We start from the raw sequence: 18,825 nt of genomic DNA, 5'->3' as shown, positions 1-18,825 counted from the left end.
ACAGTCGAAGCCATGAGCGCAGCCGGAACCGCGACCACCGCCGCCGAGCGGCCGGACAAGCAGCCGGAGAAACCGGAGAGAGGAGCCGGGCGTCCCCGCTTCCTCAGCCGGGTCCCCGAGGCGTTCGGCGGGTTCTTCGGGGCCATCGGGATGCTGTGTGTCGTCCTCGCCTTCGTGCCGCCGCTGCGCCGCCTGCTGCGCCCGGCCGTCGACTTCCTCGACCTGCTGATCATCCCGGTCAGCGCGAACCTCGCCTACGCCGTCTTCCTGTTCCTGCTGGCCGGGGCGACGGCCGCGCGCAAGAAGGTCGCCTGGTGGCTGGTCGTCGTCTACCTCGGGCTGCTGGTCCTCGGGGACAGCCTGGGCGTCGTGTTCGGCGACTACACCGAGTCGCTGCCCTCGCTGGTCATCTGCGGGATCGCCCTCGTCGTCCTGCTCTTCGCCCGCCGCGAGTTCTACGCCGACTCCCGGCACGGCGCCGTCCGCAGGGCCGTCCTCGTCCTGCTGGTCGGACTCGGGCTCGCGATCCTCGCGGGCTGGGGGCTCGTCGAGCTGTTCCCCGGCTCGCTCCCGCGCGGCGAGCGGTTCGTGTGGGCCGCCGACCGGGTCCTCGGCGGCCTGGTCTCCGCCCGCAGCTTCGACGGACGGCCGCCGCGCGTCCTGTTCTTCCTCCTCGGCCTCTTCGGCGCCCTCGCGCTCCTGAACGCCGCCGCCACCCTCTTCCGCAGCCAGCGCATGGAAGCCGCCCTGCACGGCGACGAGGAGGCCCGCATCCGCGCCCTCCTCAAGCGGTACGGCGCCCACGACTCCCTCGGCTACTTCGCCACCCGCCGCGACAAGGCCGTCGTCTTCTCGCCCAGCGGCAAGGCGGCCGTCACGTACCGCGTCGAGGCCGCCGTCTGCCTCGCCAGCGGCGACCCCGTCGGCGACCGCGAGGCATGGCCGCACGCCATCGCCGCCTGGCAGGACACCGCCCGCCGCCACGGCTGGACCCCCGCCGTCATGGGCGCCTCCGAGGACGGCGCCAAAGCCTTCGCCCGCGCCGGCCTCAGCGCACTCCAGCTCGGCGACGAGGCGATCCTCGACATCCCCTCCTTCGACCTCGGCGGACGCGACATGCGCGTCACCCGCCAAGCCGTCAACCGCGTCCGCCGCACCGGCGCGACCTGCCGGGTACGCCGCCACTCCGCCCTCACCCCCGAGGAGATGGAGGAGGTCGTCGACCGCGCCGACGCCTGGCGCGACACCGAGACCGAACGCGGCTTCTCCATGGCCCTCGACCGCCTCGGCGACCCCGCCGACGGCGACTGCCTCCTCGTCGAGACCGTCGCCGACGACGGCCGCCTCCTCGCGCTGCTCTCCTTCGTCCCCTGGGGCCCCGACGGCATCTCCCTCGACCTCATGCGCCGCGACCGCACCGCCCCCAACGGCGTCATGGAGTTCATGGTCGCCGAAGTCTGCGCCGCCGCACCCAAGCTGGGCATCCGCCGCATCTCCCTCAACTTCGCCGTCTTCCGCTCGGTCTTCGAGGAAGGCGCCCGCATCGGCGCCGGACCGGTCCTGCGGCTGTGGCGCCGGCTGCTCCTGTTCTTCTCCAAGTGGTGGCAGCTGGAGGCCCTCTACCGCTCCAACGCCAAGTACCGGCCCCTGTGGTACCCCCGGTTCCTCTGCTACGGCGACACCGGCGCCCTCGCCCGCGTCGGCCTCGCCTCCGGGATCGCCGAGGGCTTCGTCGTCGTACCGTCCCTGCGCCGCCACCGCCTCAAGCACGCGGTACGCCCCGCCTCCTCCACCGGCGACCTGCCGCCCCTGGAAGAGCTGACGGAACCCGCCGAAGCACGCGCCCAAGGCCCCTCCGACCAGGTCCGCGTCCGCCAGGAACGGCTCCAGCGGCTGTACGACGACGGCACGGACCCCTACCCGGTGGGTGTCCCCGCGCCCACCCACGCCCTCGCGGACGTCCGTGACGGGGACGAGGTCACCGTCGCCGGGCGTGTCCTGCGCGTCCGCGACTTCGGCGGGATCGTCTTCGTCACCCTGCGGGACTGGTCCGGCGACCACCAGCTGGCCCTGACCGACGCGGGACGTTTCCGCGCCGACGTCGACCTCGGCGACCTCGTGAGCTGCACGGGCTCCGCCGGGCGCAGCGACAAGGGCGAGCCGACCGTCTTCGTCCACGACTGGCAGCTCACCGGCAAGTGCCTGCGCCCCCTCCCCGACAAGCGGCGCGGCCTCACCGACCCCGAGGCCAAGGTCCGGCTCCGCGCCCTCGACCTCGTCACCAGCCCCGCCGCCCGCGACACGATCCGCGCGCGTGCCGCCGTCGTCCAGGCGCTGCGGGGCGGGCTCCTCGAACGGGGGTACCTCGAAGTCGAGACGCCCATGCTCCAGCAGATCCATGGCGGCGCGAACGCCCGTCCGTTCACGACACACATCAACGCGTACGACCTCGACCTGTATCTCCGGATCGCCCCCGAGCTGTATCTCAAACGGCTCTGCGTGGGCGGTCTGGAGAAGGTGTTCGAGATGGGGCGGACCTTCCGCAATGAAGGCGTATCGCCGAAACACAATCCCGAGTTCACGATGCTGGAGGCGTATCAGGCATACGCCGACTACGACGTCATGCTCGACCTGACCCGCGAGCTGATCCAGGGCGCTGCCCGAGCCGCGTTCGGTACTCCCGTCGTCCGTAAAGGGGACGAGGAGTTCGACATTTCCGGGGAGTGGCCCGTCAAGACCGTGTACGGGGCCATTTCCGAGGCGCTCGGAGAAGAGGTCGGGGCGGATACGGAGCTGTCCGTGCTGAGGCGGCTGTGCGATCGGGCCGGGGTGCCGTACGGGGACGGGGACGGGCGTGGGGACGTCGTGCTGGAGATGTACGAGCGGCTCGTCGAGGAGCGGACGCTGCTGCCGACGTTCTACAAGGACTTCCCCACGGACGTCTCCCCGCTGACCCGGCAGCACCGTGCCGATCCCCGGCTCGCCGAGCGCTGGGACCTCGTCGCGTTCGGGACGGAACTGGGCACGGCGTATTCCGAATTGACGGACCCGGTGGAACAGCGGAGACGGCTGACGGAACAGTCCTTGAAAGCGGCCGGGGGTGATCCTGAGGCGATGGAACTGGACGAGGAGTTCCTGGAGGCACTGGCTTATGCGATGCCCCCCACCGGGGGATTGGGAATCGGGGTGGACCGGCTGGTCATGTTCGTCACCGGTCTGACGATTCGGGAGACTCTGCCGTTTCCGTTGGTCCGCAGAAGATGACATCGGCTGGCTGAGTGGAAAAGCGGCTCCATACCGGTGTCGCGGGGGTGGGCTTGTTGTCGTGCGGGTGACTTATGAGCCATGAAGAAAGATCAGGTGTTCACACGACGTCGGATGGTGTGGGGTGCGGGCGTCGCCGCTCTCGGAGGTGCCGGAGCCGTAACCCTGGGGCTGAGCGGGGGAGAGGAGCCGGCCCCCGTTCCCGCCGCCGGGCCTCCCGCCCGGCGCGTTCCCCTCAAGCCGTCCGCCTACCGCCTTCAGCCCAGCACCGGGTTCGGGCCGCCCGCCTCGGGCGCGCATCTCTCCGTGCGGCGCAAGCCCATCCTCGAAGTCTCCGGGCGCGGGAACACCATGGTGCTCACCTTCGACGACGGGCCCGATCCCCGGTACACGCCCGCCATCCTCGACACCCTCGGCGAGTACGGCGTGCACGCGATGTTCTTCGTGTGCGGGGAAATGGCCGTCGACAACCAGGAGTTGCTGGCGCGGATGGCCGACGAGGGGCATGTCGTCGGGAACCACACCTGGTCGCATCCGCTGCTGACGAAGCTCAGGAGGAGCCGGATCCGGTCCGAGATGGAGCGGACGTCCGAGGTGATCGAGGACGCGTACGGGGAGAAGCCGCGCTGGTTCCGGGCACCGTACGGGGCATGGAACCGGGCCGCGTTCCAGATCGGCGCCGAGCTGGGGATGGAGCCCCTCGCGTGGACCGTGGACACGCTGGACTGGACGACACCGGGGACGGGGACCATCGTCAGCCGGGTCGCGGGGGGCGCGGCGCCGGGCGTGGTGGTGCTGTCGCACGACGCCGGGGGTGACCGGACGCAGAGTGTGCGGGCCCTCAGGCGGTACCTGCCCCGCCTGCTGGACTCCGGCTACCACCTCACCGTCCCCCGCAGGCGCCCCGCCTGAGGAAACGGGCGCCCGCCCGGCCGGGGCCGCTCAGCGGACCTCGGTCAGGCGGGCGAAGACGACGACGTTCCCGGCGTAGCCGTGGGCCTTGGAGAAGCCGCCGCCGCAGGTGATGACCCGGAGTTCGGGGGCGCCCTTGGACGCGTACACCCGGTCGCCGGGGAAGTTCTTCTTCTCGAAGACCTCGATGCCGTAGATCTCGAACACCGCGGTCCTGCCGTCCTTGCGGGACACCTCGACCTTGTTGCCCTTCTTGAGGGCGCCGAGCCCGTAGAAGACGGCGGGACCGAGCTTGTTGTCGACGTGGCCGACGACGACGGCCGTGCCCTTCTCGCCGGGCGAGACCCCGCCGGTGAACCACCCCGCGAGGTTCGGGTCCTCCGGGGGCGGCGCGTCGACCCACCCCGCCGCGTCGAGGCCGACCGGCATCACCGGCGCGCTGACCCGGATCGCCGGGATGCCGACCCGCTCCGGCACCGAGTACGCGAGCGGACCCGGCGTCTTGTCGAAGACGCTCCCGGTCAGCCCGCCCGTGCGGCCGTCCGCGGCGGCAGCGGCGGCCGGCTGCGGCGGACCGGCGTCGAACTCGCCCGAACCGTTGCGGATGAGCGCGAGGCCGGTCAGCAGGACCAGCGCTATCACGCCCCACGGCGCGCGCTTCTTCGGCCGCTCCGCTTCCTCGGCTTCCTCGGCCTCGGACAGCTCGTAACCCGACATTCGCCAGCCCCTTCCGACACAGCCGTCGCCGCGTCCCTTAGCGCCTGCCGGAAACGCTAGGACGGTCCCCGCCGACCGGCGACAAGAGCGCGGCGAACGGGTGGCCGCCGGACGGGCAGTGCGCCATCCGAGTCGACGGCCGCAGGAAATTTCTGACGGTCCGTGACCTGCGGCTATGGGCGATTGTGCGGAGGCCGGACGGCGTGTCGGCTCACCAGGACGGACCATTCCCGAAATGCGGGCGCCCGCACGGCATCTGAGGGTCGGTCCGGGAGGCGTTCTCTCGCCGACAGACCGGGGACGTGCCCCGGGGCGCCTTCCGCGGAGGAACCATGCGTACCACTCGTGCCCTGGCGGCTTCGGCCGCCGCGTGCGCCGTCCTGGGCCTCGCCGCCCCGACGGCATCGGCCTGGACCGACCCCACGTCGGTCGTCTCGGCGCCCAGCGTGATCGCCCGCGGGGGGCAGCTCGTGCTCACCGTCAACGGCGGCGGGAACAACGCCTGCACCACGCCGGGCAGCACCGTCAGCTCCAGCGCCTTCCCCACCACCACCCTGACGTCGATGGGCGGCAACACGGCCGGCGCCACCGTCCGCGTCAACTCCTTCGCCAGCGCGGGGGCGTACACCGTCACGACCACCTGCGAGGGCCGCACCCGCACCTTCCCCGGCGTCTTCACCGTCCTCGGCGGGGTCCGGGGCGGGCTCGGGGGCAGCTCCACCACCGGGGCCACGCCGACCGACATGGCGATCGGCGGCGGGCTCGTCGCGGCGGCGGTCGTCGGCGGCGGGGTGTTCTGGATGCGGCGGCGCGCGGAGCGCCGTATCTGAAGCCCCCTTCGGAGAAACGCTTTCGGCCCGGCCCTCGCAGGAGGGACCGGGCCGAAAGCGTGGCGCCTGGAGAGTCCTCAGCCGCCGTCCTCGCCCGTGCGGCGGCGGGAGAAGTGGTACGCCGCGCCGACCGACCCGACGATGAGCAGGGTGCCGAGCCCCAGCTCCTTCAGGTCGAAGCCGCCGACCGTGCCGCCCTCACCGGCGTGCACACCCCGGTTCGGGGGGTACGGGTACGGCACCGGCGTGGGCGTCCGGCCGCCCGCGATCGTGAGCTGGGCGGTGCCGCTGTCGCCGCCGTTGCAGGTGAACGTCACCCGGTAGGCGGCGCCGGGACGGGCGTCCCAGTCGACGGTCGCCGTGGACTGCGAGCGGTCCGGTGGGATGCGGACGGTGTCGAAGACGCCGGACGACACGATCACCGTCCCGCCGCAGTTGCCGTTGCCCCGGTCCACCGAGAGCGTGACCTGGCCGCCCGCCGCGATCGTCGACGGCATCACGCCGAAGCCGAACGCGTTGTTGTCACCCGCCGCCGCCGCCGCTGTCGGTGCGGTGAAGGCCAGGGCACCCGCGCCCAGCAGTGCGGCCGAGGCGACGCGTATCGCGCGCATGGTCAATCCTCCGGTCCCCGAGGAGCAGCTCGCGGACCTGTTCCGCTCGCGCCTGAAATGCACCTCGATGACCGAAACGCTAGGAACAGGTGTGCGTACGCGCGATCGGTGTCGTGCGAATGGGGCATCCGTGTGGGCCGGTCAGGGGACCCCGGCGGCGTGTCGGGTGAGACATCGTCAGCCCCTCGCGTCCGGGAAGAAGTGCAGGAAGGGTTCTGCCGACGCCGTGATGCCCCGGCTGTAGGGCGCGTCGAAGTCCCAGATCAGGAACAGCAGGAAGGCGATCAGCGCGGAGAACAGGCCCGCCAGGACCAGCTCCCTCGGGGTGCGGCGGATCTGGAGCGCGAAGACCATGCCGATCGTGACGACCCCGCCGCCCAGCAGGCCGCCCCACACCACGCCCGGCATCGTCGGGTCGATCGAGTCGGCGCGGGCCGTGCGCGACTGGTCGGCCGCCGCGATCTGGTCCAGCAGCGGCTGGTACTGCTGCGCCTGGAAGTCCGTCGTCGGCTGGTAGTCCGTCACGTCCGCGCGCAGCTTGCCGAGGAGTTCGTCGCCCTTGCCGCCGATCTCGCCGTCGTCCTTCATCGTCTTCCACTCGACGTCGACGATGTGTTTGACGTACGCGTTCACGTCCGCGCGGATCTTGTCCCGGACGTCCGGCGGATACACGCGGACCCGCTCCGAGATCTCGTGCAGCGCCTGCGCCTCCGACTGGACGTGGTCCTGGGCGGCGCTCCTCGCCTCCCACACGCCCGCGATGGCCAGGCCCAGCACGATGGCGTACACCACGCCGATCCACATCGTCATGTACTCGATGACGTCCGGCGTCTCCGAGGGGTCCTCGTCCTCCGGGGCGGTGCGCTGGCGCAGGAGCGCGACGACGATGACCACCGCGACGGCGGCGAGCATCGAGAGGGTGAGAACAAGCCATTCGGGCAAGGGTGCCTCCTTGGTGGCGGGCAGGTGGGGCGGGCGGGGTGATGCGCGCGGCGTGAAACGACCGTCAGCGCGGGCGCAGCGCGGCGACGGCGATCACCGCGGGGGCCGTGATCAGGAGGACGTACGTGACCGGGGACGTGGTGCCGTGGGCGGGGCGCTTGCGGGTCGTCGCCTGGCGGTACGCCGGGTACGTCACGGGGGCCGCGCTGGCCGTGGGGCCGGGGGCGGGCGTCGGGGTCGGGGACGGGGACGGGGTGGGCGTCGGCGTCGGCGTGGGGGGTGGCGGTGGTGCGGGCCTCGGGATCGGGGCTGCCCGGGGTGGGGCGGGCCGGGGCGCGGGGGCCGGTTTCGGCGGTGGCTCGGGGGAAGGTTTCGGCGTCGGCTTCGGCGTGGGTCTGGGCGTGGGCGTCGGCTCGGGGGTCGGCGTCGGTTTCGGGGTGGGTGTGGGGGTCGGCGTCGGAGTGGGGGTGGGCGTCGGGGTCGGCGTCGGCTCCGGGCAGGGCGGCGGAGGCGGGGGCTTCGGACGGCAGGGCGGCGGTGTGGGCCAGCCGGGCCACGGCGAGTGCCCCGCCACGGCCACGACCTCCAGGCCGCCCGGCCCCACGGACGCGTACGCGCAGGCGTCGGCGGACGCGACCCCGGCCGGCGCGCCCACCAGAATCCACGCAGCGGTCATCACGCCCAACACCCGTACGGTGAGGGCGGTTCGGGTCGGTTCGGGTCCATGCACGACGCAGATCATCAGCCCTCGCGCCCCGGCGTACGCCCCTGATCGGCACAGATTGCCCCGAACGGGCGAACTTGGTACCCGAAGGGTTTAACGCGAGGTCGACCGGATGTCTGGACGTACGTACACAGATCCGTAGAACTGGCCGCCGCCCCCAACCGCCCTTCCCGCCACCCCAAACACAGCCGGCCAAAAGATTTTTTGGACGGCGTTGAACACAACGACCGCCCCCATGCGTAACCAATCCCGAGCGGCGGCGCAGCAGGGCGCTGCAACACGCTTGTGAAGATCGGGGAGTTGACAATGAACACCTCCTGGCGGAGCGCCTCTCTCGTGGCGAGCGCTGTGGCCGTGCTGGCGCTGACGACGGCGTGCGGTCAGGAAAGCGGTGGCTCGACGGGCAGCCAGAACGTGGGCGCCACGGCGCCGGCGGGCACCGGTGGCCTCGGAAGCGTCGGCAGCGGCGGCTACGGCGGTGTCGGCACCGGAGTGGGCGCGGGCGCCAGCCCCAGCTCGGGCACCGGTGGCTCGGACACCGGCACGCAGACGAACGGCGCCGGTCAGCTGGAGGTCGCCACCAACGCCGACCTCGGCAAGATCGTCACCGACAGCACCGGCCGTACCCTCTACCGCTTCGACTCGGACACCGCCGAGCCCCCGAAGTCGAACTGCAACGACGCCTGTGCGACGGCGTGGCCCCCGGTCGCCCCGGACGACGTCTCGGCCGGCGACGGCATCGACAAGTCGCTGCTCGGTGAGGTCACCCGCGCGGACGGCAAGAAGCAGCTCACGATCGACGGCTGGCCGGCGTACTACTACCAGAAGGACGCCAACCCGGGCGACACCAAGGGCCAGAACGTCGGCAACAAGTGGTTCGCGCTGGCGCCCGACGGCAAGAAGGCCAAGGCGGGCGGCGGCGGTGGCGGCGGTACCGCCCAGGTCTCCGACGAGGCGGGCCTGTCGACCCGCAACGACCCGAACCTCGGCGAGATCGTCGTCGACAAGAACGGCATGACGGTCTACCGCTTCCTCAAGGACAAGGCGTGGCCCAAGCCCGTCTCGAACTGCAAGGGCGCGTGCCTGGAGAAGTGGCCGGTCGTCGCGCCGGTCGACTTCGAGGACACGAAGAACATCCCCGAGAAGGGGTACATGAAGTTCACGCGCCCCGACAACAACGAGGAGCAGCAGACCCTCAACTGCTCGCCCATCTACACCTTCATCAACGACAAGAAGCCCGGTGACATCAACGGCCAGGGCGTCGGCGGCACCTGGTTCGCGGTGCGCCCCGACGGCAAGCTGGTCGGCGCTCCCAACCAGTAGCCGAGCCGTCCCCGGTCCGCCCCCTCCACGCCGTACGGAGGGGGCGGGCCTGTTGCTGTTTCACGCACCCGGCAGGCGCTCCGGGAGTCGACAGAACCTACCGGAAACCCACACGTCCTGACCGGGAACGGACGGTCAATTTCCGTTTCCGCTCGTTCTTTTGGCGGACGATCAGTAGCCTCAGCTCGAACACCGGAACACCGGAAGCCTTGGAGTACTGATGCAGCGTCCCGCCTGGGCCCCGAGGAGCATCGACATCTCGATGCCCAGCGTGGCGCGCATCAACGACTACTTCCTGGGCGGTTCGCACAACTTCGAGGCGGACCGGGAGGCGGCCCGCAGGGCGATGGAGTTCGTGCCGGGACTGCCGAAGATCATGCAGGCCACACGGGCGTTCATGCGCCGCGCGGTGCACCACGCGGCGGCCGAGGGGATCACCCAGTTCCTCGACATCGGCTCGGGCCTGCCGACCTCCGGCAACGTCCACGACGTGGCCCGCAGAGCGGTTCCCGAGGCCCGTGTCGTGCACGTCGACCACGACGCCGTGGCCGTCGAGCACACCCGGACCGCGCTCGCGCGCGACCCCCGCGCCGACGCCGTCGCCGCCGATCTCCGCGACCCGGACACCATCCTGAGCAGCCCTCAGGTACGGCAGCTGCTGGACCTCGGGCGGCCGGTGGCCGTCCTGCTGATTGCGATACTGCACTTCGTGGACGACGAGGACGACCCGTACGGGGCGGTGGCCCGGCTGCGCGACGCGCTCGCGCCCGGCAGCCTGCTCGTCCTCACCCATGCCTCGTTCGAGGGAATCCCGCTCCCGCCGGAACGGGCCGGGGGTGCGGTCGACGTGTACAAGGACATCCGCAACCCGCTGATCATGCGCTCACAAAGCGAGATCGCGCGGTTCTTCGAGGGGTACGACATGGTGGAACCTGGACTGGTGCCGATGCCGCTGTGGCGGCCGGAGACGGCCCCGGAGGACGAGGATCCCTATGCGTTCTGCGGTTTCGCCGGCGTGGGGACCACGGCGTGACGGCCGTGCAGGACGGACCGGAGGACCGACTGCGCCGGTTCGCGACGATCTGGAGCAGAGCCGTCTACCCGGCCACCTCCACCCCCCTCGCCCGCACCGAGTTCGAGGAACTCCTCCTCCCGCTCGCGCGACGCCTGCGTACGGCGCTCCTCGCCCGCTCCTTCGACGCCGCCGAACCCAAGGCGGTCGGCGCGGCCCTGGTCGCCGCGCACTGCACCGACCCCGAGGCGCTCGCGCAGGCCCTGGAGTGCGTGGACGCCTACCTGGTGCTCTACTGCGGCGACGACTCGCCCCCGGAGAAGCTCCGCAACCGCTCCTCCCGCCTCCAGCACGCCATCGCCGCCGGGTACGCGCACGCCCTGCGCGAGCGCACCCTCGCCGAGCAGGAGGCCATCGCCCAGGCCGCGCTCCAGGCCCAGGGCGTCGTCGCGCAGGCCCTGCACGCGAGCGAGGCCCGCTTCCGGGCGGTCTTCGAGGGCGCCGCGATAGGCATCTGGATCGCCGACCTCGACGGCCACGTCCTGGAGGTCAACGACGCCCTCACCCGCATGTTCGGCGGCTCCGAACAGGCCGTACGCAGCCGTAACGTCAAGGAGTGGACGCACGCCGAGGACGCGCCCCAGGTGTGGAAGCTGCACGAGGAGCTGGTGCGCGGCGACCGGGAGCACTACCACACCGAGAAGGCGTTCTACCGGCCCGACGGAACGGTCCTGTGGACCAACCTGACCGTCTCCCTGCTGCGCGACGCCGACGGCGCGCCCCGCTACCAGCTCGCCCTGATGGAGGACACCACCGAGCGCCGCCTGCTCAACCTGCGGCTGCGCTACGAGGCCACCCACGACGCGCTCACCGGGCTGCCCAACCGGACGCTGTTCTTCGAGCGGCTGGAGAAGATCGTCGCCGCCGGGGACGGGCGCCGCTACGGGCTGTGCTACCTCGACCTCGACGGCTTCAAGACCATCAACGACAGCCTCGGACACGCCGCCGGCGACCGGCTCCTCGTCGAGATCGCCGACCGCCTCCAGTCCTGCGCGACCGCGCCCGGCGAGATGGTCGCGCGGCTCGGCGGCGACGAGTTCGTGGCGCTCACCACCGGGCCCGACGCGCCCCACGAGGTCGACGAACTCGCCTCCCGCATCATGAACGCGCTCGTCGCACCCGTCCGCATCGACGGGCGTGAACTCACCGTGCGCGGCTCCATCGGCATCGTCGAGGGGCAGGCGGGGGAGCGCAGCGCCGCCGAAGTGCTGCGCAGCGCCGACATCACGATGTACCGGGCCAAGTCGGCGGGCGGCAACCGCTTCGAACTCGCCGACGCCGAGGCCGACGCCCGCGCCATCACCCGGCACAGCCTCACGACCGCGCTCCCCGCCGCCCTGGAGCGCGACGAGTTCTTCATGGAGTACCAGCCGATCGTCCGCCTGGAGGACGGCAGCGTACGCGGCGCCGAGGCCCTCGTCCGCTGGCACCACCCCCAGCACGGCGTCCTGGGCCCCGACCGCTTCATCCCCCTCGCCGAACACACCGGCCTCATCGTCCCGTTGGGCCGCTGGGTCCTCGAACAGTCGGTACGCCAGGTACGGGCCTGGCGGGACCGCTGCTCCGAGACCTGGTCCCTCCGCATCAACGTCAACCTCTCCCCGGTCCAGCTCAGCCACCCGGGCCTGGTCCAGGACACGGTGGACATCCTGGAACGCGAGGGCGTCGGCCCCGAGGCCCTCTGCCTGGAGGTGACGGAGTCGGCGCTGATCGGCGCGGACGACGACCTGTTGAAGCCGTTGCGTCAACTGGCGGAAATGGGCGTGGACATCGCCCTGGACGACTTCGGCACGGGCTACTCCAACCTCGCCAACCTCCGCCGCCTCCCGGTCAACGTCCTCAAACTGGACCGCTCGTTCACGCAGGGGATGCAGCAGTTCCCGGCGGACCCGGTCGACTTGAAGCTCGTCGAGGGCATCGTCACGATGGCCCACAGCCTGGACCTCGCGGTGACGGTCGAAGGCGTGGAGACGGGCGCCCAGGCGGAACAACTCCGCCTCCTGGGCTGCGACACGGCCCAGGGCTGGTACTACGCGAGGCCGGGGCCGCCGGAGAGGCTCAACGACCTGGTGCTGGCGGACGCGACGAGGTGAGCCTCAGCCGATAGGGGTGGTCGTACGGGATTCCTGTGCGGCCACCGACGCCGCGACCTCCTCCGCCACCCGCACCAGCGCCGCCACCGCCGTGGACCGGGACCGCTGGGGCCAGGCCACCGCCAGTGCCGACGGCGGTGCGTCGGTGACCGGGCGGTACACCACCCCGGGACGGGGATAGCGGGTCGCCACCGACGCCGGGAACAGGGTGAACAGGTCGCCGAGGGCGATCAGGGCGAGGAGCTGGGCCAGGTCGCGGCCGGGGGCCCGGACCCGGTCCAGGAAGCGGTTCAGGTCGCCGGCGTTCAGGTTCAGGTCCGCGAGAGTCAGGTGGTCGTGTGCCGCCAGGGGGTGGGTCGCGGCGAGTGCGGCCACGCGGGGCTCCCTGAGGAGGGTCTCCGTGTCCAGGCCCGTGGGGTCGTACGGTTCGTGGATCAGGGCCACGTCCGCCTCGCCCCGGCGCAGGAGGCGGGGCTGTTCGTGCCAGGCACAGAGGCGGACCGTGACCGGGAGGGCCGCCGGAGCGGTGGCGTACCTGGTCAGGAGGGGTTCCAGGAGGCCCGCGTCGCCGTCCGCCTTGACCGCGAGGACCAGGTTCGGGGCCAGGTCGCCGGCGCGGCGGGTGCGCTGTATCGCCGCTTCGAGCGCGTCCAGGGTGAAGCGGGCCTCGGGCAGGAGGACCGTGCCCGCCGGGGTGAGGGTGACGTGGTGGGTGGTGCGTTCGAAGAGGGGGACGCCCACGTCGCGTTCCAGTTTCGCGATGGCCCGGGACAACGGGGGTGCGGAGATGCCCAGCCGGGCTGCGGCGCGGGTGAAGTTGAGTTCCTCGGCTACGGCGACGAAGTAGCGCAGGGCACGGGAATCCATGCGGCCCCCCTCGTGGTGTTGCTCCGAGGGTAACAACCCTGTCCTGAGCGGAACTTCAGTTGCCGGGGCGGCCGGGAGAGGCTCGGGGCGTCCCAGCAGAGACCTTCCCCGGGAGCCTTCCATGATCGTCCTCACCACCCCGACCGGCCAGATCGGCCACCTCCTGCTCGCCGCCCTGGTGGAAGCCGGCGCCGACCTCCGCGTCATCGCCCGCGACCCCGACCGCCTCCCCCCGGCCGTCCGTGGCGCCGTGGACGTCGTCCCCGGCTCGCACGCCGACCCGGACGTCCTCGACAAGGCGTTCACGGGAGCCGACCAGGTGTTCTGGCTGGTCCCCCCGACCCCGTCCGCCGACACGTACCGCGCGCACTTCGCCGCCTTCACCACCCCCCTGACCTCGGCGCTCACCGCCCACCGCGTACGCCGGGCCGTCACCGTCTCCACCCTGGGCCGGGGCATCGCCCGCGACGCCGGTCTCATCTCCGCCACCCTCGACCTGGACGACGCGATCCGCGCGACCGGCGTGGCGCACCGCGCCGTATGCCCCCCGTTCCTGATGGAGAACCTCCTGCGTCAGGCGGACGCGATCCGTGACACCGGCGTCCTGCGGCTGGCCCTGGAGAGGGACCGGGTCCTGCGGACCTGCGCGGTGGCCGACGTCGCCGCGACGTCCGCACGCCTCCTGCTCGACGAGGCGTGGTCGGGACAGGAGGACGTCCCGGTCGTGGGCCCCGACGCCCTGACCCCGGACGAGATGGCGGCCGTCCTGGGGGAGGTGCTCGGCCGTGAAGTCACCTTCGACCAGACGACGTCGGCCCAGCAGTCCGAGGCCATGCGTCGAGGCGGCGTACCCGAGGGCTGGATCCAGGGCATGACGGAAATGACCCGGGCCCAGAACGAACAGGGTTTCTACGGCAGTTCCGCGCCGAGCACCCCGGCGACCGCCCCCACCAGCCTCCGCGAGTGGTCCGGGGCTCACCTCTCCAGCAGCATCCGCTGAAGCTCCCGCGCGGCCCTCGGCGGAGCCACGTCACTCCGATGGGCGAGCGCGATCGTCCGATGCAACCCCGGCCGGGCCAGCGGCGTCACCCGCAGCCCGTGCCCGGACCGCGCGGCGACCATGCGCGGTACGACGGCGACGCCGAGCCCGGCCCGCACGAATCCGAGGACCGCGTCCATCTCCCCGCCCTCGACGGCGAACCCCGGCTCGAACCCGGCGGACCGGCACGCGGCGACGGTGAGTTCCCGCAGGTCGTACCCGTGCCGGAACATCACGAGCCGCTCCCCGGCGAGGTCGGCGACCCGGACGGTGCGCCGCCCGCCGCCGGGGCGGGGCGCGTCGAGGGACGACACGACGACGAGGTCCTCCCGCAGCAGCTCGACGGTTGTGAGCGCGGGAGCCGGCGCGGGAAGGGGCAGGACGACCAGCGCGAGGTCCAGCGCACCCCGGGCGAGTTCGCGGATGAGATCGTGCGAACCACCCTCCTCGATGAGCAGCTGCACGCCGGGATACCGGTCGTGGAACGCCCGCAGCACGTCGGGCAGCAACCCCGTGCACAGGCTCGGCGTCGCCCCCAGCCGTACCCGCCCGCCCCTCAACTGGACCAGCTCCCGCACCTCGTACCGCGCGGTCTCCGCGTCCGCGAGGATGCGGCGGGCCAGCGGGAGGAGCGCCTCACCGGCGTCCGTGAGCGTGATGTTCCCCCGGGCCCGCAGGAAGAGATCCGCCCCCAGCTCCCGCTCCAGTGCCTTGATCTGTTGCGACAGCGAAGGCTGTGCGACGTGCACGACCTCGGCGGCCCGGGTGAAGTGGCGGGTCTCCGCGACGGCGACGAAGTACTGAAGCTGCTGGAACTGCATGGTCACATCATAGGCTCCGGCTATCGAATCAAGCCGGACCATGTCTTGGACCGATGGGCCGGAACGCGTCTAGCGTTTCGAGCCATGGCTCTGGCAACGCGGACGGACCGACGGCCGTCGATGGCGCGCACCGTGTGGGACTCCTCCGTCGGCAAGAAGACCGTGATGGCCGTCAGCGGCCTGATCATGCTCGGCTACCTCGTCGTCCACATGCTCGGCAACCTGAAGATCTTCTTCGGCGCGGGCGAGTTCAACCACTACGCCCACTGGCTGCGCACGATCGGCGAGCCGTTCATGCACTACGAGTGGACGCTCTGGGTGGTCCGCGTGGTGCTGGTGATCGCCGTGGTCGCCCACGGGGTCTCCGCGTACCAGCTCAGCCGCCGCGACCTCAAGGCACGGCCCAGCAAGTACGTGCACGTCAAACGGCGTGCCGGCTACGCGACGCGCACCATGCGCTGGGGCGGGATCATCCTCGCCCTGTTCATCGTCTGGCACATCCTCGACCTGACGACCGGCACCGTCCACAGCGGCGGCTTCCAGGAGGGCAGGCCGTACCAGAACGTCGTGGACACCTTCTCCACCTGGTACGGCAACGTCATCTACATCACGGCGATGCTCGCCCTCGGCCTGCACGTGAGGCACGGGTTCTGGGCCGCCGCGCAGACCCTCGGCGCCGGGAGCCGGACCCGCGACCGGGCCCTCAAGACCACGGCAAACGTTCTCGCGCTGCTGCTCACGGCCGGTTTCATCGCCGTACCCGTGGGCGTCATGACCGGAGTGGTGAGCTGACATGACCTCTTACGCCGAGTACGCGACCGGTGCGCCGGTCGCCGACACCAAGGCCCCTTCGGGTTCGATCGCCGAGCGCTGGGACACCCGCCGCTTCGAGGCGAAGCTCGTCAACCCGGCCAACCGGCGCAGACACACGGTGATCGTCGTCGGCACCGGACTCGCCGGGGGCGCGGCGGGGGCGACGCTCGCCGAACAGGGCTACCACGTCGTCCAGTTCTGCTACCAGGACTCCCCGCGCCGCGCCCACTCCATCGCCGCGCAGGGCGGCATCAACGCCGCGAAGAACTACCGGGGCGACGGCGACTCGATCCACCGGCTGTTCTACGACACCGTCAAGGGCGGCGACTTCAGGGCGCGCGAGTCCAACGTCCATCGCCTGGCGCAGATCTCGGTGGAGATCATCGACCAGTGCGTGGCGCAGGGCGTGCCGTTCGCGCGGGAGTACGGCGGGTTCCTCGACACGCGGTCCTTCGGCGGCGTCCAGGTCTCCCGCACCTTCTACGCGCGCGGGCAGACGGGCCAGCAACTGCTGCTCGGCGCCTACCAGGCGCTGTCGCGGCAGATCGCCGCCGGGAACGTCGAGATGCACCCGCGCACCGAGATGCTCGACCTGATCGTCGTCGACGGGAAGGCGCGGGGGATCGTCGCGCGGGACCTGATCACCGGGCGCGTCGAGACGTACTTCGCGGACGCCGTCGTCCTCGCCAGCGGCGGTTACGGCAACGTCTTCTACCTGTCGACGAACGCGATGAACTCCAACGCGACCGCCGTGTGGCGGGCGCACCGGCGTGGCGCGTACTTCGCGAACCCCTGCTTCACGCAGATCCACCCCACGTGCATCCCGCGCACCGGCGAGCACCAGTCGAAACTGACGCTGATGAGCGAGTCGCTGCGCAACGACGGGCGGATCTGGGTGCCGAAGGCGAAGGGGGACACGCGGCCCGCGCACCGGATTCCCGAGGACGAGCGGGACTACTACCTGGAGCGGATCTACCCCTCCTTCGGCAACCTCGTCCCGCGCGACATCGCCTCCCGCGCCGCGAAGAACGTGTGCGACGAGGGGCGGGGCGTCGGGCCCGGCGGGCAAGGTGTCTACCTCGACTTCGCGGACGCCGTGAAACGCATGGGGCGGGGGGCGGTCGAGGCCAAGTACGGGAACCTCTTCGACATGTACCAGCGGATCACCGACGAGGATCCGTACGAGGTGCCGATGCGGATCTACCCGGCCGTGCACTACACGATGGGCGGGCTGTGGGTCGACTACGACCTCCAGACCACCGTCCCCGGGCTGTTCGCGATCGGCGAGGCCAACTTCTCCGACCACGGCGCGAACCGGCTCGGCGCGTCCGCGCTGATGCAGGGGCTCGCGGACGGGTACTTCGTGCTGCCGGCCACCATCAACGACTACCTCGCGCGCAACCCGCGCCAGAGCGAGGTGACGGCTGAACACCCCGTCGTCCAGGAGGTGTTGGCGGAGACCGAGGACCGGCTGAACCTGCTGCTGTCGGTCGACGGGGACCGGACCCCCGACTCCTTCCACCGTGAACTCGGGGAACTGATGTGGGAGTTCTGCGGGATGGCGCGTACGGACGCCGGGTTGCGCAAGGCGTTGGAGCGTATCCCGCAGATCCGCGAGGAGTTCTGGCGCCGCATCAAGGTCCCCGGCACCGGCGAGGAGTTCAACCAGTCGCTGGAGAAGGCGAACCGGATCGTCGACTACCTCGAACTCGCCGAGCTGATGTGCCTCGACGCGCTGCACCGCGCCGAGTCCTGCGGCGGGCACTTCCGCGAGGAGTCCCAGACGCCGGACGGCGAAGCCGCCCGCCACGACGAGGAGTTCGCCTACGCGGCGGCCTGGGAGTTCACCGGCACCGGCGAGGCGCCCACGCTCCACAAGGAAGACCTCGTCTTCGAGTACGTCCACCCCACCCAGCGGAGCTACGCATGAGGCTCACCCTGCGCGTCTGGCGCCAGCGCGACACCGAGGCCGACGGGGCCATGTCGACGTACGAGGTCGACGGGATCTCGCCCGACATGTCGTTCCTGGAGATGCTCGACACGCTCAACGAGGAGCTGATCCTGAAGGGGGAGGAGCCGGTCGCCTTCGACCACGACTGCCGTGAAGGCATCTGCGGGGCCTGCTCGCTGGTCATCAACGGCGACGCGCACGGGCCGGAACGCACCACGACCTGCCAGCTCCACATGCGGTCCTTCTCCGACGGCGACACGATCGACGTGGAGCCGTGGCGGGCGTCCGCGTTCCCGGTGATCAAAGACCTGGTCGTCGACCGGTCCGCCTTCGACCGGATCATCCAGGCGGGCGGTTACATCTCCGCCCCCACGGGCGCGGCTCCCGAGGCCCACGCGACACCGGTCCCGAAGCCCGACGCCGACTTCGCCTTCGAGCACGCGGAGTGCATCGGCTGCGGGGCCTGTGTCGCCGCGTGTCCCAACGGGGCGGCGATGCTGTTCACGTCGGCCAAGGTCAACCACTTGAACGTCCTGCCACAGGGGGCGCCGGAGCGCGAGACCCGGGTCCTGGACATGGTCGCGCAGATGGACGAGGAGGGCTTCGGCGGCTGCACGCTGACGGGCGAGTGCGCGACGGCCTGCCCGAAGGGCATCCCCCTGGTCTCCATCACCAGCATGAACAAGGAGTGGCTCCGGGCCACTCGCAAGGCGGGCAAGCGGTAACCCGCCCAGAGACGTTCGCCGACAAGGTGCGGACGGGCGGGGCCGGAGTGGTGCTCATTCCGGTCCCGCCAAGGCGATAACCGGCCGATACCCTTCAAGGTCGCCTCCCGTCCACCACCCC

The 18,825-nt window shown here is 71.3% G+C and carries 16 protein-coding genes; 11 read left to right on the top strand and 5 right to left on the bottom strand.

The features are described 5' to 3' along the window. Positions 1-12: 12 nt before the first annotated feature. Both lysX and ACQCO7_RS05520 read left to right on the top strand, forming a co-directional pair. On the top strand, positions 13-3,264 hold the full coding sequence (lysX, locus tag ACQCO7_RS05525) for a bifunctional lysylphosphatidylglycerol synthetase/lysine--tRNA ligase LysX (protein ID WP_464070753.1): 3,252 nt from the start codon (positions 13-15) through the stop codon (positions 3,262-3,264). 81 nt (positions 3,265-3,345) lie between these two features. Further along, complete coding sequence (locus ACQCO7_RS05520; RefSeq protein ID WP_464070752.1) at positions 3,346-4,176, top strand: polysaccharide deacetylase family protein; 831 nt, start codon at positions 3,346-3,348, stop codon at positions 4,174-4,176. A 30-nt stretch (positions 4,177-4,206) separates the two neighbouring features. Here ACQCO7_RS05520 and ACQCO7_RS05515 read toward each other — a convergent pair whose 3' ends face one another. Beyond that, positions 4,207-4,893: a class F sortase gene (locus ACQCO7_RS05515; RefSeq protein WP_464070751.1), complete on the bottom strand. Its 687-nt coding sequence runs from the start codon at positions 4,891-4,893 to the stop codon at positions 4,207-4,209. Between the two features lie 332 nt (positions 4,894-5,225). Between ACQCO7_RS05515 and ACQCO7_RS05510 the strand changes: the two genes are divergently transcribed. Further along, complete coding sequence (locus ACQCO7_RS05510) at positions 5,226-5,723, top strand: hypothetical protein (protein ID WP_464070750.1); 498 nt, start codon at positions 5,226-5,228, stop codon at positions 5,721-5,723. Positions 5,724-5,800: 77 nt separating this feature from the next. Here ACQCO7_RS05510 and ACQCO7_RS05505 read toward each other — a convergent pair whose 3' ends face one another. Beyond that, positions 5,801-6,334: a hypothetical protein gene (locus ACQCO7_RS05505; RefSeq protein WP_464070749.1), complete on the bottom strand. Its 534-nt coding sequence runs from the start codon at positions 6,332-6,334 to the stop codon at positions 5,801-5,803. Positions 6,335-6,511: 177 nt separating this feature from the next. After that, complete coding sequence (locus tag ACQCO7_RS05500) at positions 6,512-7,276, bottom strand: bestrophin-like domain (RefSeq protein ID WP_464070748.1); 765 nt, start codon at positions 7,274-7,276, stop codon at positions 6,512-6,514. Positions 7,277-7,401: 125 nt separating this feature from the next. On the opposite strand from ACQCO7_RS05500, the gene ACQCO7_RS05495 reads away from it, so the two are divergent. The 4 genes from ACQCO7_RS05495 to ACQCO7_RS05480 all read left to right on the top strand — a co-directional run bounded on the left by ACQCO7_RS05495 (position 7,402) and on the right by ACQCO7_RS05480 (position 12,488). Beyond that, the gene (locus tag ACQCO7_RS05495) at positions 7,402-8,097 is read left to right on the top strand and encodes a hypothetical protein (RefSeq protein WP_464070747.1); all 696 of its coding nucleotides are present in this window, start codon (positions 7,402-7,404) and stop codon (positions 8,095-8,097) included. 209 nt (positions 8,098-8,306) lie between these two features. Further along, positions 8,307-9,323, top strand: coding sequence for an SCO0930 family lipoprotein (locus ACQCO7_RS05490; RefSeq protein ID WP_464070746.1), 1,017 nt, complete (start codon positions 8,307-8,309; stop codon positions 9,321-9,323). Between the two features lie 220 nt (positions 9,324-9,543). After that, on the top strand, positions 9,544-10,356 hold the full coding sequence (locus ACQCO7_RS05485) for an SAM-dependent methyltransferase (protein ID WP_464070745.1): 813 nt from the start codon (positions 9,544-9,546) through the stop codon (positions 10,354-10,356). Next, on the top strand, positions 10,353-12,488 hold the full coding sequence (locus ACQCO7_RS05480; protein ID WP_464070744.1) for a putative bifunctional diguanylate cyclase/phosphodiesterase: 2,136 nt from the start codon (positions 10,353-10,355) through the stop codon (positions 12,486-12,488). The genes ACQCO7_RS05485 and ACQCO7_RS05480 overlap by 4 nt, the downstream gene beginning before the upstream one ends. 3 nt (positions 12,489-12,491) lie before the next feature. On the opposite strand, the gene ACQCO7_RS05475 is transcribed toward ACQCO7_RS05480, so the two are convergent. Next, positions 12,492-13,355, bottom strand: a complete 864-nt coding sequence (locus ACQCO7_RS05475) for a LysR family transcriptional regulator (protein ID WP_464070743.1) — start codon at positions 13,353-13,355, stop codon at positions 12,492-12,494. Positions 13,356-13,476: 121 nt separating this feature from the next. Here ACQCO7_RS05475 and ACQCO7_RS05470 point away from each other — a divergent pair, with 121 nt between their 5' ends. Further along, the gene (locus ACQCO7_RS05470; RefSeq protein WP_464070742.1) at positions 13,477-14,355 is read left to right on the top strand and encodes an NAD(P)H-binding protein; all 879 of its coding nucleotides are present in this window, start codon (positions 13,477-13,479) and stop codon (positions 14,353-14,355) included. Here ACQCO7_RS05470 and ACQCO7_RS05465 read toward each other — a convergent pair. Beyond that, on the bottom strand, positions 14,331-15,215 hold the full coding sequence (locus ACQCO7_RS05465) for a LysR family transcriptional regulator (protein ID WP_464070741.1): 885 nt from the start codon (positions 15,213-15,215) through the stop codon (positions 14,331-14,333). The genes ACQCO7_RS05470 and ACQCO7_RS05465 overlap by 25 nt on opposite strands. Positions 15,216-15,335: 120 nt before the next feature. Here ACQCO7_RS05465 and ACQCO7_RS05460 point away from each other — a divergent pair, with 120 nt between their 5' ends. Genes ACQCO7_RS05460 through ACQCO7_RS05450 form a run of 3 tightly spaced genes read left to right on the top strand, consistent with a single transcriptional unit; the run spans position 15,336 to position 18,704 of the window. After that, the gene (locus ACQCO7_RS05460) at positions 15,336-16,007 is read left to right on the top strand and encodes a succinate dehydrogenase (protein WP_464077156.1); all 672 of its coding nucleotides are present in this window, start codon (positions 15,336-15,338) and stop codon (positions 16,005-16,007) included. 1 nt (position 16,008) lies between these two features. Further along, entirely contained in the window at positions 16,009-17,958 is a 1,950-nt protein-coding gene (locus ACQCO7_RS05455) for a fumarate reductase/succinate dehydrogenase flavoprotein subunit (RefSeq protein ID WP_464070740.1), read from the top strand. Next, positions 17,955-18,704 carry a succinate dehydrogenase/fumarate reductase iron-sulfur subunit gene (locus tag ACQCO7_RS05450; RefSeq protein WP_464070739.1) on the top strand — a complete coding sequence of 250 codons (750 nt, stop codon included), beginning with the start codon at positions 17,955-17,957 and terminating at the stop codon, positions 18,702-18,704. Before ACQCO7_RS05455 ends, ACQCO7_RS05450 begins: the two co-directional genes overlap by 4 nt. Positions 18,705-18,825: the final 121 nt, after the last annotated feature.

This window comes from Streptomyces saintjeani (genome assembly GCF_055409605.1).
The sequence above is the reverse complement of the archived record's forward strand: the minus strand, read 5'-3'. Positions and strand labels throughout refer to the sequence as shown.

Bases quoted from the DNA above. Each gene is read 5' to 3' on its own strand.
- lysX (WP_464070753.1), top strand. From the start codon at position 13: ATGAGCGCAGCCGGAACCGCGACCACCGCCGCCGAGCGGCCGGACAAG.
- ACQCO7_RS05520 (WP_464070752.1), top strand. From the start codon at position 3,346: ATGAAGAAAGATCAGGTGTTCACACGACGTCGGATGGTGTGGGGTGCG.
- ACQCO7_RS05515 (WP_464070751.1), bottom strand. From the start codon at position 4,893: ATGTCGGGTTACGAGCTGTCCGAGGCCGAGGAAGCCGAGGAAGCGGAG.
- ACQCO7_RS05510 (WP_464070750.1), top strand. From the start codon at position 5,226: ATGCGTACCACTCGTGCCCTGGCGGCTTCGGCCGCCGCGTGCGCCGTC.
- ACQCO7_RS05505 (WP_464070749.1), bottom strand. From the start codon at position 6,334: ATGCGCGCGATACGCGTCGCCTCGGCCGCACTGCTGGGCGCGGGTGCC.
- ACQCO7_RS05490 (WP_464070746.1), top strand. From the start codon at position 8,307: ATGAACACCTCCTGGCGGAGCGCCTCTCTCGTGGCGAGCGCTGTGGCC.
- ACQCO7_RS05485 (WP_464070745.1), top strand. From the start codon at position 9,544: ATGCAGCGTCCCGCCTGGGCCCCGAGGAGCATCGACATCTCGATGCCC.
- ACQCO7_RS05475 (WP_464070743.1), bottom strand. From the start codon at position 13,355: ATGGATTCCCGTGCCCTGCGCTACTTCGTCGCCGTAGCCGAGGAACTC.
- ACQCO7_RS05470 (WP_464070742.1), top strand. From the start codon at position 13,477: ATGATCGTCCTCACCACCCCGACCGGCCAGATCGGCCACCTCCTGCTC.
- ACQCO7_RS05465 (WP_464070741.1), bottom strand. From the start codon at position 15,215: ATGCAGTTCCAGCAGCTTCAGTACTTCGTCGCCGTCGCGGAGACCCGC.
- ACQCO7_RS05460 (WP_464077156.1), top strand. From the start codon at position 15,336: ATGGCGCGCACCGTGTGGGACTCCTCCGTCGGCAAGAAGACCGTGATG.
- ACQCO7_RS05455 (WP_464070740.1), top strand. From the start codon at position 16,009: ATGACCTCTTACGCCGAGTACGCGACCGGTGCGCCGGTCGCCGACACC.
- ACQCO7_RS05450 (WP_464070739.1), top strand. From the start codon at position 17,955: ATGAGGCTCACCCTGCGCGTCTGGCGCCAGCGCGACACCGAGGCCGAC.